The following is a 15,066-nucleotide window of genomic DNA, read 5'->3' as shown; positions in this document are numbered from 1 at the left end:
CCGCTAGTGATTGAGGGATCACATGTCGTCCTACTTCAGCGACCTGGCCCAGCAGTACATCGACGGAGAATGGCGACCGGGCAGCGGTTCCTGGGACGTCATCGACTTCAACCCCTACGACGACGAGAAGCTGGCCTCGATCACGGTGGCCACGGTGGACGAGGTCGACCAGGCCTACCGGGCCGCCGCACGTGCCCAGAAGAAGTGGGCCGTGACCAACCCCTACGCCCGCCGCGCCGTCTTCGAGCGGGTGCTTCGGCTCATAGAGGACCGTGAGCAGGAGATAGCCGACCTGATCACCGCGGAACTCGGCGGCACGCGCGTGAAGGCCGGTTTCGAGCTGCACCTCGCCAAGGAGTTCCTGCGCGAGTCGATCCACCTGGCGCTGCGCCCCGAGGGCAAGATCCTGCCCTCCCCGGCCGACGGCAAGGAGAACCGCGTCTACCGGGTGCCGGTCGGCGTCGTGGGCGTGATCAGCCCCTTCAACTTCCCCTTCCTGCTGTCGATCAAGTCGGTCGCCCCGGCGCTCGCGCTCGGCAACGCCGTCGTCCTCAAGCCGCACCAGAACACCCCGATCGCCGGCGGCACCCTGATCGCGAAGCTCTTCGAGGACGCCGGACTGCCCGGCGGCCTGCTCAACGTCGTCGTCACCGACATCGCCGAGATAGGCGACGCGTTCATCGAGCACCCGGTCCCGAAGGTCATCTCCTTCACCGGCTCCGACAAGGTCGGCCGGCACGTGGCCACGGTCTGCGCCGCGAACTTCAAGCGCTCGGTGCTCGAACTGGGCGGCAACAGCGCGCTGGTGGTCCTGGACGACGCCGACATCGACTACGCCGTGGACGCGGCGGTCTTCAGCCGGTTCGTCCACCAGGGCCAGGTCTGCATGGCCGCCAACCGCGTCCTCGTGGACGCTTCCGTCGCCGAGCAGTTCACCGAGAAGTTCGTCGCCAAGGTGAAGTCGCTGAAGGTCGGAGACCCGCGCGACCCGCAGACCGTCATCGGCCCGGTGATCAACTCCCAGCAGGCGAACGCGATCTCCGGCGCCGTCGAGCAGGCGATCGCCGAGGGCGCCACCGCCCTCGTCCACGGAACCACCTCCGGCAACCTGGTCGAGCCGAGCGTGCTCACCGACGTCCCCGCCGACTCCGCGCTGCTCCAGCAGGAGGTGTTCGGCCCGGTCGCCTTCCTCATCCCGTTCGACGGCGAGGAGGAGGCGCTGCGCATCGTCAACGACACCCCGTACGGCCTCAGCGGCGCCGTCCACACGGGTGACATCGAGCGGGGTGTCGCCTTCGCCAAGCAGATCGACACCGGCATGTTCCATGTGAACGACGGCACGGTCCACGACGAGCCGATCGTGCCGTTCGGCGGCGAGAAGCACTCCGGCATCGGCCGTCTCAACGGCGAGACGACGATGGAGGCGTTCACGACCGTCAAGTGGATCTCGGTCCAGCACGGCCGCAGCGGCTTCCCGTTCTAGCCCACTTTTTCTGGCCCGCCTTTCTGTGACCGGCGGGCCATTGCGGACAGCAGCTGACCGCAATGGCCCGTAGCGTCATCGGTGTCAGGGGGCGGACGGCCCCGGCGACGGCGAGGAGAGGCGGCCGGCCATGGTCAGGCACGTACCGGCGGAGACACAGGGCGACGAGCGCGGGGCGCTGCTCGCGTTCGTCGAGGAGCAGCGCGGCGGGATCCGCCGGGCCCTGCTCGGGCTGACCGAGGAGCAGGCCCGCTCCCGCCCCAGCGCCAGCCAGCTGTCGCTCGGCGGCCTGCTCAAGCATGTCGCCGAGGTGGAGCAGATCTGGATCGCACGGGCCAAGCAGGAGCCTGCGGCCGTCACGCGCGACGAGTCGAACTGGCACGAGAGCTTCCAGCTGGTCGGCGAGGAGACGGTCGCCTCGCAACTGGCGTACTGGGAGCAGGTCGCCGCGGAGACGGAGAAGTTCATCCGTTCCGTGCCGAGCCTGGACGACACCTTCCCGCTGCCGCCGGACCCCTGGTTCCCGCCGGAGGGACGGGTCTCGCTGCGCTGGCTGTGTCTGCACCTGATCCGCGAGACGGCCCGGCACGCCGGCCACGCCGACATCATCCGCGAGTCCCTGGACGGCAGAACGGCCTTCGAGCTGGTGGCCGAGGAGCAGGGCGGCTCCTGGGGGTGACCGCGGGGCGGGCAGCCGTACGGCAATAACCTGGACCGCATGTCAGCGATCCGTCTTCTCGTGCTGGGCGCGGTCCGCCAGCACGGGCGGGCCCACGGCTACCAGGTGCGGGGCGACCTGGAGTACTGGGGCGCGCACGAGTGGTCCAACGCCAAGCCCGGTTCGATCTACCACGCGCTGAAGCAGATGGCCAAGCAGGGGCTGCTGCACGCGCACGAGATCGCGCCGTCCACGGCCGGCGGTCCGCCACGGGTGGAGTACGAGATCACGGACTGGGGCGAGGACGAGTTCTTCCGGCTGCTGCGCGAGTCCCTGGTCGCCTACGACCAGAAGATGGACATCCAGTCGGCGGCCGTCGGCTTCCTGGTCGAGTTGTCCCGGGCCGAGGCGTTGGAGCTGCTCCGGGAGCGGATCCGGCGGATCGAGCAGTGGCGGTCCGCCGTGACCGAGCACTACATCCCCGAGGCCGGCCCCGGACAGCTCGGCCACATCGGCGAGATCATGAACCTCTGGATCCACACGGCCGACGCCGACGCGGCCTGGACCCAGGGGCTCATCGACCGTCTGGAGGCCGGCGCCTACACCTTCGCCGGTGAAGGCGAGCCGTTCGTCGGCGTGCTGACCGAAGGGCAGGAGAACCCGTACGCGACGGGGGAGCGGCACCCGGAGGACGACCGCTAATCAAGTTTGACCAATCGCTCTGCCGGCGTTAACGTTGAGTTGGTAGTCAAAGTTGACTAGCGAGGGAGTGCAATGACCGAAGCGGTGATCACCGTCGAGGACGCACACAAGACCTACGGCACCCGACCCGCCCTGAACGGGCTCCACCTGCACGTCGGCCGCGGCACCGTGCATGCCGTGCTCGGCCCGAACGGCGCGGGCAAGACCACCCTGGTCCGCATCCTGTCCACCCTCCTCAGGCCCGACGGCGGCCGCATCGAGGTCGCCGGACACGACGTGACGACCAAGCCCCGTGCCGTCCGCCGCCGCATCGGTCTGCTGGGCCAGTACGCCGCCCTGGACGAGCAGTTGGACGGCCGGCAGAACCTGGAGATGTTCGCCCGGCTGCACCACCTCGGCGCCCGCCACGCGCGCGTGCGCGCCGCCGAACTCCTGGAGCGCTTCGACCTCACCGGCACCGGCCGCACGCCGGTCTCCCGCTACAGCGGCGGTATGCGCCGCCGCCTCGACCTCGCCGCCTCCCTGATCACCGACCCCGAGGTGCTGTTCCTCGACGAACCCACCACCGGCCTCGACCCGCGCGGTCGCGCAGAGGTCTGGTCCGCCGTGCGCTCCCTGGCAGGCGCCGGGACGACGGTCCTGCTCACCACCCAGTACCTGGAGGAGGCCGACCTGCTCGCCGACCGCATCGCCTTCGTGGACCACGGGCGGGTCGTCGCCGGCGGCACCCCCGACGAGCTGAAGACCCTCACCGGCGGCGACCGCATCGACATCGTCCTGCGCGACGCCGGGCGACTCGGCGCCGCCGTCGCCCGGCTGCCCCTTCCCGGGGCTTCGGTGGACGCCGACCGCCGGCTGCTCAGCATCCCGGTCACCGACCGCACGGCCGCGCTCTCGGCGGCCGTACGAGCGCTGGAGCAGGCCGGGATCGAGGCCGAGGACATCGCCCTGCGCCGTCCCACCCTGGACGAGGTCTTCCTGCACCTCACGGGACCGGACGGCCGTACGACGGAGGCGGCCGCATGACCACCCGCGCACTCACGGACTGCTGGACCATGACCCGGCGCGAACTCGCCCACTGGGCCCGGCAGCCCGGGCAGTTGCTGGTCGCGCTGGTCTTCCCGGTGATGCTTCTGCTGATGTTCGGCTACCTGATCGGCGGCGGCCGGGGCGTGCACGGTCACTACGTCGACTACCTGGTGCCCGGCATGCTCGCGCTCACCATGGCCTTCGGCCTGGAGGGCACCATGCTCGCGGTCACCCGGGACCTCACCAAGGGCGTCATCGACCGGTTCCGCTCGCTGCCCATGGCGGACGGGGCCGTCCTGGTGGGCCGTTCGGCCGCCGACATGCTCCAGTCGGCGGCCGCCCTGGCGCTGACGGCAGTGGTGGCGTACGCGCTCGGCTGGCGGGCCCACGGCGGCCCCGGGGCCTTCCTGGCCGCTGCCGGCCTGCTCCTGCTGTTCCGCTTCGCCATGCTCTGGACCGGCATTCATCTCGCCCTGGTCGCCGGCCGCCCGGAGCTGGTCCAGGCCGTACAGATCCTCGTCTGGCCGGTCGGCTTCCTGTCCAACGCCATCGCCGCCCGCGACTCCATGCCGCAGTGGCTCGGCACGGCCGTGCAGTGGAACCCCCTGTCCCAGACGGCGACGGCCGTACGCGACCTCCTGGGCAGCCCCGGCGGCGAACCGGGCCACATCTGGCCGGCCGTGCTCTGGCCCCTCGCCCTGCTGGCGGTCTTCTTCCCGCTGGCGGTACGGAGGTTCGCGCGCCTGGGCCGGTAGGGCGCACCGCTTGCGTCAGTGGTGGAAACCGGTGGCCGCCTCCTTGTCCCGGGTCAGCGGATGCGGCTGCCGGCGCAGTTCGGGCAGCAGCCGGGTCAGGTCGTCCAGGAACAGGTCGGCCAGATCGCGGGAGAAGCCGTTGCGGCACACGACCCGCAGCACGGACAGGTCCTCCCGGTTCGCCGGGAAGGTGTACGCGGGCACCAGCCAGCCGCCCTCGCGCAGCCGCCGGGAGACGTCGAAGACGTCGTACGACGTGACGTCGTCGGCCGTGGTCAGTGCGAACACCGGCAGCTGGTCGCCGCGTGTGAGCAGCCGGAAGTCGCCGAGCTCGGCGATCCCGTCCGCCAGCGAGGTCGCCACGTCCCGCGTCGACTGCTGCACCGCGCGGTACCCCTCGCGGCCCAGGCGCAGGAAGCTGTAGTACTGCGCGACCACCTGCGCGCCGGGCCGGGAGAAGTTCAGCGCGAAGGTGGGCATGTCGCCGCCCAGGTAGTTGACCCGGAAGACCAGGTCCTCGGGCAGCGCCTCCGTGTCCCGCCACAGTGCCCAGCCGACGCCCGGGTACACGAGCCCGTACTTGTGCCCGGAGGTGTTGATGGAAGCCACGCGCGGGACGCGGAAGTCCCACTCCAGGTCCGGGTCCAGGAAGGGCGCCACCATGGCGCCGGACGCGCCGTCCACGTGCACCGGGACGTCCAGCCCGGTGCGCTCCTGGAGGGCGTCCAGCGCTGCGCACAGGTCCGCGACCGGCTCGTAGGAGCCGTCGAACGTCGAGCCGAGAATGCCGACGACACCGATGGTGTTCTCGTCGCACAGCTCGACGGCGGCCTGCGGGTCCAGGTGGAAGCGGTCGCCCTCCATGGGCACGAGCCGGGCCTCCACCTCCCAGAAGTTGCAGAACTTCTCCCAGCACACCTGGACGTTGATGCCCATCACCAGGTTGGGGCGGGCGCCCGGGTACCGGTCGGCGTTGCGCTTGGCCCACCGTCGCTTGAGCGCCATCCCGGCGAGCATGCAGGCCTCGCTCGACCCGGTCGTCGAACAGCCCACCGCGGCAGCGGGATCCGGCGCGTTCCACAGGTCGGCGAGCATCGCCACACAGCGCCGCTCCAGCTCGGCGGTGCGCGGGTACTCGTCCTTGTCGATCATGTTCTTGTCCCGGCACTCCGCCATCAGCACCCCGGCCTGCGGCTCCATCCAGGTGGTGACGAACGTGGCGAGGTTCAGCCGGGAATTGCCGTCCAGCATCAGCTCGTCGTGCACCAGCTGGTACGCCGTGGACGGGGCCAGCGGCGCGTCCGGGAGCCGGTGTGTCGGCGGGGCCTCGGCCATGCCGCCGACCGGATTGGCCTCCCCGTAGAACGGGTTGACGGACATCACTCGCTGCTGGTGCTGCTTCTCGGGGCCTTTGTGCAGGGCCATGAACGTGCCTCCAGTCAATGCTTCAGCGATTCAGCGGATCGGGGTGCTGTCGTCCCGCAGTTGCATCTGCGGTCGTCCGGTGACCAGCAGCCAGGCCGGCAGTGAGGCGATGCACAGCACGGCGAGGATGGTGGGCGACGCGACCAGGACGGCAGCGGTGAACAGACTCACCCAGCCCTGCCGGGTGATCGCCAGAAGGATGCCCAGGACGCCCGTCGCCACGCCGAGCGCCGGGGGCACGGCCGGAACGAGCGCGTGGGCGCACAGGCCCAGGGCGGTGCCGACGAACACGGCCGGGAAGATACGGCCGCCCCGGAAGCCGCAGGCCGCGGCGACGAGCAGCGCGGCCAGCTTCACGACGGCCATCGTGGCGAACTGCCCGGCCGACCAGCCCTCCGGGTCGTGCGCCAGCTCCGCGATCTCGGCCAGCCCCTTGAAGAGCGTCAGATGCCCGCCCACGGCCGCGAGTGCGCCCAGGGCGACCCCGCCGGCCGGAAGCATCAGCATGGGATGCCGCAGCCGCCGGAAGGCCCTGTGGACGTACGGGAAGGCGTACACGGCGCACATGCCGAGCATCGCTGCCCCCGAGGCGATCACGAGCGCCGCCAAGAGGTCGTCCCAGTGCGGGTGCCCCAGGGGCGGCAGCCCCAGCTCGAAGGTCGGATGGAAGACCAGGGTGGTCGTCAGGGCCCCGAACGCGCCGGCGGTCAGCGGGGCGAACACGTTGTCCCACAGCCGGCCCCGCATCGGCCGTCCGGCCATGGCCTCGGAGATGACCAGCGCGGCCGCCACCGGCGTACCGAACAGCGCGCCGATCGTCGCTGCCTCGGCCAGCGTCGGCCACAGGGCGCCCGGCGTCCGGGGCAGAAAGCGCCCGCCGAGCCAGGCAGCGAGACCCACGTTCACGGCGATGATCGGGTTCTCCGGGCCGAGGCTCGGACCGCCGGCCAGCATCAGGCCGGTCGCCAGCACCAGACCCGGCAGCACGAGGGGCGGCAGCACCGGGGCGTCCAGGCCCAGCGTGGCCGGGTCGGGACCGGCGTGGCCGGGGACCTTCCAGACCACGAGCCCGACGGCGATTCCGGTCGCCACGAGCATCACGAACATCCACAGCACCGAGTACCGGCCCACCCCGAGCGCGTCCGGAACGGGCCCCCACAGCACGCGCTGGAGCTGCTCCGCCGCCACGCTCACGCCGACGTAGACCAGGCTGGCCACGATGCCCACGGCCGCGGCGGGCAGGATGAGCGGCAGCAGAGCCCGTGCCGGGGCCGTGTGAGCGGTCGTCGGCGCCTGCTGCGCGGTCTCCTGGGCCACGGGCTCACCATAAACGGACAAAACGCACGCAACATCCCGAAGAAAATCCGGCTTGCACCTCACGTGACGTGAGGCCTCAGCGTGGACGGCGTACCGACCGAAGGAGCGGAAAAGTGAGCTACTCCGTGGGACAGGTCGCGGGGTTCGCCGGTGTCACGGTGCGCACCCTGCACCACTACGACGAGATCGGCCTGCTGGTGCCCGGCGGGCGCACCCACGCCGGCCACCGGCGCTACACCGACGCCGACCTCGACCGGCTCCAGCAGATCCTGTTCTACCGGGAGCTCGGCTTCCCGCTCGAGGAGGTCGCGGTCCTGCTCGACGACCCGGACGCGGACCCGCGCGCGCACCTGCGCCGCCAGCACGAACTGCTGACCGCCCGGATCGAGAAGCTCCAGAAGATGGCCGCGGCCGTGGAGCACGCCATGGAGGCACGCAAGATGGGCATCAACCTCACCCCGGAGGAGCGGTTCGAGGTGTTCGGGGACAAGGACCCCTTCAACGAGGAGTACACCGAGGAGGCGGAGCGGCGCTGGGGCAGCACCGAGGCCTGGGCCGAGTCCCAGCGGCGCGCCGCGCGCTACACCAAGGAGGACTGGAAGCGGATCAAGGCCGAGGTCGACGACTGGCAGGAGCGGTACGCCGCCCTGGTGGCCGCGGGCGAGCAGCCGTCCGGCGAGGCGGCCATGGACATGGCGGAGGAACACCGGCAGCACATGAACAGGTGGTTCTTCGAGGTCCCGTACGAGATGCACCGGTGCTTCGGGCAGATGTACGTCTCCGACGAGCGCTTCAAGGCGTACTACGACGCCATGGGGCCCGGTGTCGCCGAGCACCTGCGCGACGCGATCCTCGCCAACGCCGACCGTCGGACCTCCTGACCGCCCCCGGCCCGGGGGTGCGCGGGTTCACTCCCGGGCCAGGACCACCGCCGTGCCGTAGGCGCACACCTCGGTGCCCACGTCCGCGGCCTCGGTCACGTCGAACCGGAACGCCAGCACGGCATTGGCGCCACGCGCGCGTGCCTGCTCCACCAGGCGCTCCATGGCCTGGTTGCGGGTCTGCACGAGCGTCTTGGTGAGTCCCTTCAGCTCGCCGCCGATCATCGACTTCAGTCCGGCGCCGATCTGGCTGCCGAGGTGCCGGGAGCGCACGGTGAGTCCGAAGACCTCCCCGATCACCTGCTGCACCCGGTATCCGGGCACGTCGTTCGTCGTCACGACCAGCACGTCCGGCTGGGGCCCCTGGCCGCCGCCGTAGTCATCGAGTCCCATGAGTCACAGCTTTCTCCCAGTCATCCCACAGTGCATCCCGGAGACACCGGTGGAACCTGGGGCGGACACACCACGTTGATAGCTTTGTGCGGCACTTCGTCGAAGACCAGCCGCCGTAGCCGCCTTCACCCCCTCAGGAGCCCGGACCCGTGATGACACTCGCCCTCGGCCCGAGCTGGCTCGATCCCAACCAGCTGCTCGACACCTACGGCATCTGGGGCCTGCTGCTCGTCGTCTTCGCCGAGTCCGGCCTGCTCATCGGCTTCTTCCTGCCGGGTGACTCCCTGCTGTTCACCTGCGGCCTGCTGATCACCTCGAAGCAGCTGGACTTCCCGCTGTGGGGCGCGATCGGCCTGATCTGCCTCGCCGCGATCCTCGGCGACCAGGCGGGCTACATGTTCGGCAAGAAGGTCGGCCCGTCCCTGTTCAACCGCCCGGACTCCCGCCTGTTCAAGCAGGAGAACGTCACCAAGGCGCACGAGTTCTTCGAGAAGTACGGCCCGAAGTCCCTGGTCCTGGCCCGCTTCGTGCCGATCGTGCGCACGTTCACGCCGATCATCGCCGGCGTCAGCGGCATGAGGTACCGCTCGTTCCTGATCTTCAACGTCATCGGCGGCACCCTGTGGGGCGCGGGCGTCACCCTGCTCGGCTCCTGGCTCGGCAACATCGGCTTCGTCAAGAACAACATCGAGGCGATCCTCATCCTGATCGTCCTCGTCTCCGTGGTCCCGATCGCGATCGAGTTCCTCCGGGCCCGCGGCAAGGAGAAGAAGGCCGCGCAGGCGGCACCGGAGGCGTCCCGCCCGGCTCCGCCGGCCATGGACACCTCGACGACCCAGCTGCGCCGCATCGAGCCGGACCAGCCGTACGAGCAGCACTACGGCAACCAGTACGAGCAGCAGCCGTACCAGCAGCCCCAGCAGCCGGACTGGAACCAGCAGGAGCAGTACTGGAACCAGGGCTACGACCAGCAGCAGTACCCGCAGCAGCAGTACCCGCAGCAGCAGTACGACCAGCACCAGCACCAGCACCAGCACCCGTACGACTACCGCCAGCAGTAGAAGCGGCCGCTCAGAACCCCCTGGTCCGCTTGGCAGCCCGCCGCTTGCCGGGCGACCCCACCCGCAGGAACAGCCGGAAGACCTCCGACCCCAGGTTGACCCCGATGGCGATGGCCATGGCCAGCGACGCCGCGTTGGCCAGTGACACCAGCCCCTTGTCCACCTCGTTCTGGGCCATGTTCAGCAGCCCGAAATACGTGGCGGAGCCAGGCAGCAGCGGCCCGATCGCCGCCGTCGTATAGGGCAGCGCCGACGCGAACCGGTAGCGCGAAAGCAGCTGTCCGAAAAGGCCCACCAGCCCCGCCGCCACGGCCGTGGAGGCCACCGGCGAGATGTCGGCGACGTAGTGCATCGCGCCGTACACCGTCCACGCCACGCCCCCGTTGAGGGCCACCCACAGCACGGTCGACCGCTCCTGCTGGAGCAGCACCGCGAAGGTCAGCGACAGCAGCATGGAGGCCGCGATCTGGATCAGCGGCCGTTCGTTGATGACGAGCGCCGCGTCCGGGTTGAGCTTTCCGCCGACCTTCACCCCGAAGTACAGGACGACCAGCACACCGGCGACGATGCCCACGAAGAAGTACAGGACCTCCAGCAGCCGGGCCGCCGCGGTGATGTAGAAGCCGGTCAGACCGTCCTGCACGCCCGCCACCAGCGCCCGCCCGGGCAGCAGCGCGAACAGTCCACCGGTGACGACGGCGGACGCCTTCACATCGAGGTGCGCCAGCGCGAAAGCCACCCCGATCATCGCGGGAGGCATCGCGGCCACCGTGAACTGGTAGAACTCCGGCAGCCCGCGCCCCGCGCACAGCCACGCCAGCCGGTCGCCGAGCATCGCGCCGACGGCCGCCGCGAAGAACACGATGAGGTCACCGCCGACCAGCACGGACGCCGCACCCGCCAGCAGCCCGCTGGCCAGGGTCAGCGCCCAGCCGGGGTAGGGGTGCCGGTTGCGGCGGATCTCCGCCAGCCGCCGGTAGGCCTCCTCCAGCGAGACATGGGTCTCCGGGTCGGTCAGGTCGTCCACCAGCCGGAACACGGCCGCGAGCCGGGTGTAGTCGGTGCCCCGCCGCCGTACCGTCCGCGAGGCCGTCACCGGGTCCTCCACCAGCGACGGCTGGTGCGAGATCGACAGCAGCGTGAAGGTGACGTTCGGCTCGCAGCGGTCCAGACCGTAGGAGCGGCACACCGCGAACATCGCGGCCTCCACGTCCTCCGCGCCCTCACCGCCCGCCAGCAGCAGCTCGCCGATACGCAGGGTCAGGTCCAGCACGCGCGGGACGGCCGGACCCTCCTCCTCCACCCGCTGCACCGGCTCGGGCGCCGGCCGCTCGGCCACCGGCATGCGCAGCATCGTGCGCATCCGGTCCTGCCAGGGCGCGTCCTTGACCAGGCTGACCAGCGGAACGCCGGTGGCCGGGGTGAACGCCGCCGGGGCTTCCTTGGCGCCGTAGACGCTCGGCGTGCTGAACGCCGACGCCTCCGGCTCGGCACCAGGCGACTGCGGCGTCTCCAGGCCCTTCGGCACGACGAACTCCGAGGTGGTCTCCGGCTCACCACCGCCCTCGGAGACCTCGATGCCCTCCGGAATGGCGAACTCGGACGTGATCTCCGGGTCGTACCGCGCCTCGTCCGACCGGGGCTTGCGGTCCTCCGCCTCCGACACCTCGCACCGCTCCCTGAACGACACCTTCCGTACGGCTCAGTATGCGCACAGGTACCCCGATGGTCCGTACGCGTGCGTGAATACCGACGGGCCGCACGCGTGCGCGTACGGCCCGTCAGCGAGAGACACGGGGGCTCAGTGGCCGCCCTGCTCCTTGAAGCGCTTGTACGACCGCTCGATCTCCGTCTCGGCGTCCGTGCGGCCCACCCAGTTGGCGCCCTCGACGGACTTGCCGGGCTCCAGGTCCTTGTACACCTCGAAGAAGTGCTGGATCTCCAGGCGGTCGAACTCCGACACGTGGTGGATGTCGCGCAGGTGCTCCACGCGCGGGTCGGTGGCCGGAACGCACAGCAGCTTGTCGTCGCCGCCCGCCTCGTCCGTCATGCGGAACATACCGATCGCGCGGCAGCGGATCAGGCAGCCCGGGAAGGTCGGCTCGTCCAGGATGACCAGCGCGTCCAGCGGGTCGCCGTCCTCGCCGAGGGTGTTCTCGACGAAGCCGTAGTCGGTCGGGTAGGCGGTCGAGGTGAAGAGACGACGGTCCAGGCGGATCCGACCGGTCTCGTGGTCCACCTCGTACTTGTTGCGCGAACCCTTCGGGATCTCGATCGTGACGTCGAACTCCACCGGTGGCTCCTCCATGATCAGCACATAGTTCTGGTGATTAAGTGTCCCTCACGCAGGTGTGTGATCGCGAAAGGGGCTGGTGGTCGTGCCAGAGCTGAGGCCTTGGCGGGCCGCGAGACCGCGGGTCGAGCGGATCGCGAACGCCGTACGACCGCGTCTGGCGCGGGCCGGGGCGGCCGCGAGGCCGCGGGTCGCGCGGTTGACGCGGGCCCTCCTGCACCTGCCGCGGCCACGGGCCGTGCAGACCTGGCAGTACACCGCGGGCGCCGCCACCGCCGGCCTGCTGCTGGCCGCCGGTGTGGTGACCACGGCCGGCCCCTGGGACGCCAACGGTCAGCGTACGGCCGAGCGGGACCGGGCCGCCGCCCTGGAGCGGACAGGTGGCGCAGATCACGGCCGGTCCGGTACGACGGCGGGGACACCCCGGCCCGCACCGAGCGCCGGACCCGTCCTGATGGGCCTCGACGGCGCGACGAGCGCCGTCGACACCAAGAAGGCCGCGCCGGGTGGAAAACCCCTCTCCGACGTCCTGAGGCCCCTCCTGGGCGCCTCCGCGCTGGGCGGCACCCACGCGGCCGCCGTCGTCGACGTGGCCACCGGCAGGCGCCTGTACGGCACCGACGCCGGCAAGGCCCTCACCCCCGCCTCAACCACCAAGATCGCCACCGCCGTGGCCGCCCTGTCCGCCCTGGGCCCCGACCACCGGTTCACCACCCGTGCCGCCCTGGAACCCGACACCGGCGAACTCGTCCTGGTCGGCGGCGGCGACCCCACCCTCACCGCCCGCGCGGAGGCTGGGGGCACCTCCCGTTCGAGCGAAGCCGAGAGCGGGGGAGGCTGGGCCGGCCTGCGCGAGCTGGCGGCGAACACCGCCAAGGCGCTCCACAAGCGCGGCATCCGCAAGGTCACGCTCTCCTACGACACGACCCTGTACTCCGGCCCCGCCCTGCACCCCATCGGCGTCAACGACAACCTCGCGCCGGTCAGCGCCCTGATCGCCGACGAGGGCCGCACCGACGGCTCCAGCAGCGGTCCGGCGCCCCGCGTGAGCGACCCGGCGAAGGACGCGGCGGGCAAGTTCGCGGGCTTCCTGAAGGACGCCGGCATCACCACCACGTCCCCCGGCCCCTCCAAGGCCAGCACGCGCGCGCAGACCCTCGCCACCGTCTCCTCGCCCCCGCTGTCCGACGTGGTCGAGCGCATGCTGACCAACAGCGACAACGACATCGCCGAGGCCCTGGCCCGCCAGACCGCCCTCACCAGCGGCGAACCAGGCAGCTTCGACGGCGGCGCAGAGGCGATCTCCGCCCGGCTGACCAAGCTGGGCCTGCCGATGTCCGGCGCCTCCTTCCACGACGGCAGCGGACTCGACCGCGACGACCGGCTCACCGCCGACCTCCTCACCGCCCTCCTGGTCACGGCCGGCGACCCCGGCCGCCCCGGCCTGCGCCCCGTCCTCACCGGCCTGCCCGTGGCCGGTTTCACCGGCACCCTGGCCGACCGCTACACCGACAGCGCGGCGGGCGTCGTACGCGCCAAGACCGGCACCCTGACCGGCGTGAACACCCTCGCCGGCACGGTCGTGGACGCCGACGGCCGTCTGCTGGCCTTCGCCTTCATGGCCTCCGGCACGACGGACCCCCTGGAGGCCGAGTCGGCCCTGGACAGGACGGCCACGGCACTGGCGGGGTGCGGCTGCGGATGAACCGCCGTGGGCGACGCCCGCCGCCGCCCCGCCCCCGCCCACCCTCATGGCCTGCCCCTGGTGGGAACGTTCCCGTACGGTTGACGACATGACTGGCTTCGGTGGCACCGCATCTCCCGGGATGGTCGACTGGAACCTCGCGGTGGCGACCGCGACACGGCTCGTACGACCGGGCCCTGACGTCAGCCGCGACGAGGCACGCGCCGTCGTCGCGGAGCTGCGCCGGCACGCCAAGGCCTCGGAGGAACACGTCCGGGGCTTCACTCGTATGGGCATCGACGAGGTCCACGACACGCCCGTCCTGGTGGTCGACCGCCCCGGCTGGGTCCGCGCCAACGTCGCCGGTTTCCGCGAGATCCTCAGGCCGCTGCTGGAGAAGATGCAGGAACGGCGCGCCGGCAGCCCCGGCAGCACGGTCCTCGGCACCGTCGGCGGCAAGGTCACCGGCGTGGAACTCGGCATGCTGCTGTCGTTCCTGTCCTCCCGCGTCCTCGGCCAGTACGAGACCTTCGCCCCCGCCACCCGCGACCTCCCGGCCGGCGAGAACGGCGGCGGCCGGCTCCTCCTCGTCGCGCCGAACATCGTCCACGTCGAGCGCGAACTCGACGTCCAGCCACACGACTTCCGGCTGTGGGTGTGCCTGCACGAGGAGACCCACCGCACCCAGTTCACGGCCGTGCCCTGGCTGCGCGACCACCTGGAGGGCGAAATCCAGTCGTTCTTGGCGGAGACCGACGTCGACCCGATGACCTTCCTGGAGCGCATCAGGGAAGCCGCCCAGTCCCTCGCCGGGGGCCGCCCCGAGGGCGAGGAGGAGGACGGCGGCCGTTCCTTCGTGGAGCTGGTGCAGACCCCCGCCCAACGCGAGATCCTCGCCCGCCTCACCGCCGTGATGTCCCTGCTGGAGGGTCACGCCGACTACGTCATGGACGGCGTCGGCCCCAGTGTCGTACCGACCGTGGCGGAGATCCGCGAGAAGTTCCAGCAGCGCCGCGCCAAGGGCGCCTCCCGCCTCGACCTCGCCCTGCGCAAGCTGCTGGGTCTGGATGCCAAACTGAGGCAGTACCGGGACGGCGAACGGTTCGTCCGGGCCGTCGTCGAACAGGTCGGCATCGACGGCTTCAACCGCGTGTGGACCTCGCCCAACACCCTGCCCACGAAGGCGGAGATCGCCAAACCTGCGGACTGGGTCGCGCGGGTGCACCGCAAGGCCGAGTCGTGACGGGCATGGACACGTCGTGCAATGAATCCGGCCGACGGCAGGCGAACGCCCCTCCAATCACCCGTCCGAGGGACCGTGAGCCATGCGTAGGCGTGCAATGCTCGGGGAACCGCCCGCTTCTGTCACCATCTACACACTCTGA

At 70.9% G+C, this 15,066-nt stretch carries 14 protein-coding genes; 9 read left to right on the top strand and 5 right to left on the bottom strand.

The window, feature by feature from the left end:
* Positions 1-22: 22 nt before the first annotated feature.
* The 5 genes from ACWGJ5_RS29740 to ACWGJ5_RS29720 all read left to right on the top strand — a co-directional run bounded on the left by ACWGJ5_RS29740 (position 23) and on the right by ACWGJ5_RS29720 (position 4,627).
* Positions 23-1,483 carry an aldehyde dehydrogenase family protein gene (locus ACWGJ5_RS29740; protein ID WP_453312726.1) on the top strand — a complete coding sequence of 487 codons (1,461 nt, stop codon included), beginning with the start codon at positions 23-25 and terminating at the stop codon, positions 1,481-1,483.
* Positions 1,484-1,613: 130 nt separating this feature from the next.
* Positions 1,614-2,162, top strand: a complete 549-nt coding sequence (locus ACWGJ5_RS29735; protein WP_453312725.1) for a DinB family protein — start codon at positions 1,614-1,616, stop codon at positions 2,160-2,162.
* A gap of 39 nt (positions 2,163-2,201) precedes the next feature.
* A complete protein-coding gene (locus tag ACWGJ5_RS29730; protein WP_453312724.1) occupies positions 2,202-2,843 on the top strand; it encodes a PadR family transcriptional regulator in 642 nt (213 codons plus the stop codon).
* Between the two features lie 72 nt (positions 2,844-2,915).
* On the top strand, positions 2,916-3,869 hold the full coding sequence (locus ACWGJ5_RS29725; RefSeq protein WP_453312723.1) for an ATP-binding cassette domain-containing protein: 954 nt from the start codon (positions 2,916-2,918) through the stop codon (positions 3,867-3,869).
* On the top strand, positions 3,866-4,627 hold the full coding sequence (locus ACWGJ5_RS29720) for an ABC transporter permease (RefSeq protein ID WP_453312722.1): 762 nt from the start codon (positions 3,866-3,868) through the stop codon (positions 4,625-4,627). Before ACWGJ5_RS29725 ends, ACWGJ5_RS29720 begins: the two co-directional genes overlap by 4 nt.
* 15 nt (positions 4,628-4,642) lie before the next feature.
* On the opposite strand, the gene ACWGJ5_RS29715 is transcribed toward ACWGJ5_RS29720, so the two are convergent.
* Positions 4,643-6,052 (bottom strand): glutamate decarboxylase, encoded by a 1,410-nt coding sequence (locus ACWGJ5_RS29715; protein ID WP_453312721.1) that lies wholly within the window; start codon positions 6,050-6,052, stop codon positions 4,643-4,645.
* A 30-nt stretch (positions 6,053-6,082) separates the two neighbouring features.
* Positions 6,083-7,369: an ion channel protein gene (locus ACWGJ5_RS29710; protein ID WP_453312720.1), complete on the bottom strand. Its 1,287-nt coding sequence runs from the start codon at positions 7,367-7,369 to the stop codon at positions 6,083-6,085.
* Between the two features lie 113 nt (positions 7,370-7,482).
* Between ACWGJ5_RS29710 and ACWGJ5_RS29705 the strand changes: the two genes are divergently transcribed.
* Positions 7,483-8,250, top strand: a complete 768-nt coding sequence (locus ACWGJ5_RS29705; protein ID WP_453312719.1) for a MerR family transcriptional regulator — start codon at positions 7,483-7,485, stop codon at positions 8,248-8,250.
* 27 nt (positions 8,251-8,277) lie between these two features.
* On the opposite strand, the gene ACWGJ5_RS29700 is transcribed toward ACWGJ5_RS29705, so the two are convergent.
* Positions 8,278-8,643 (bottom strand): YbjQ family protein, encoded by a 366-nt coding sequence (locus ACWGJ5_RS29700; RefSeq protein ID WP_228624213.1) that lies wholly within the window; start codon positions 8,641-8,643, stop codon positions 8,278-8,280.
* 149 nt (positions 8,644-8,792) lie between these two features.
* Between ACWGJ5_RS29700 and ACWGJ5_RS29695 the strand changes: the two genes are divergently transcribed.
* Positions 8,793-9,704 carry a DedA family protein gene (locus ACWGJ5_RS29695; RefSeq protein ID WP_453312718.1) on the top strand — a complete coding sequence of 304 codons (912 nt, stop codon included), beginning with the start codon at positions 8,793-8,795 and terminating at the stop codon, positions 9,702-9,704.
* A gap of 10 nt (positions 9,705-9,714) precedes the next feature.
* Here ACWGJ5_RS29695 and ACWGJ5_RS29690 read toward each other — a convergent pair whose 3' ends face one another.
* Both ACWGJ5_RS29690 and ACWGJ5_RS29685 read right to left on the bottom strand, forming a co-directional pair.
* Complete coding sequence (locus ACWGJ5_RS29690; RefSeq protein ID WP_453312717.1) at positions 9,715-11,370, bottom strand: threonine/serine ThrE exporter family protein; 1,656 nt, start codon at positions 11,368-11,370, stop codon at positions 9,715-9,717.
* 135 nt (positions 11,371-11,505) lie between these two features.
* Positions 11,506-11,997 (bottom strand): inorganic diphosphatase, encoded by a 492-nt coding sequence (locus tag ACWGJ5_RS29685; protein ID WP_030734045.1) that lies wholly within the window; start codon positions 11,995-11,997, stop codon positions 11,506-11,508.
* Between the two features lie 79 nt (positions 11,998-12,076).
* Between ACWGJ5_RS29685 and dacB the strand changes: the two genes are divergently transcribed.
* On the top strand, positions 12,077-13,702 hold the full coding sequence (dacB, locus tag ACWGJ5_RS29680; protein WP_453312716.1) for a D-alanyl-D-alanine carboxypeptidase/D-alanyl-D-alanine endopeptidase: 1,626 nt from the start codon (positions 12,077-12,079) through the stop codon (positions 13,700-13,702).
* Between the two features lie 88 nt (positions 13,703-13,790).
* The gene (locus tag ACWGJ5_RS29675) at positions 13,791-14,924 is read left to right on the top strand and encodes a zinc-dependent metalloprotease (protein ID WP_453312715.1); all 1,134 of its coding nucleotides are present in this window, start codon (positions 13,791-13,793) and stop codon (positions 14,922-14,924) included.
* Positions 14,925-15,066: the final 142 nt, after the last annotated feature.

The sequence above is a fragment of the Streptomyces sp. NPDC054783 genome, assembly GCF_053611725.1.
The sequence above is the reverse complement of the archived record's forward strand: the minus strand, read 5'-3'. Positions and strand labels throughout refer to the sequence as shown.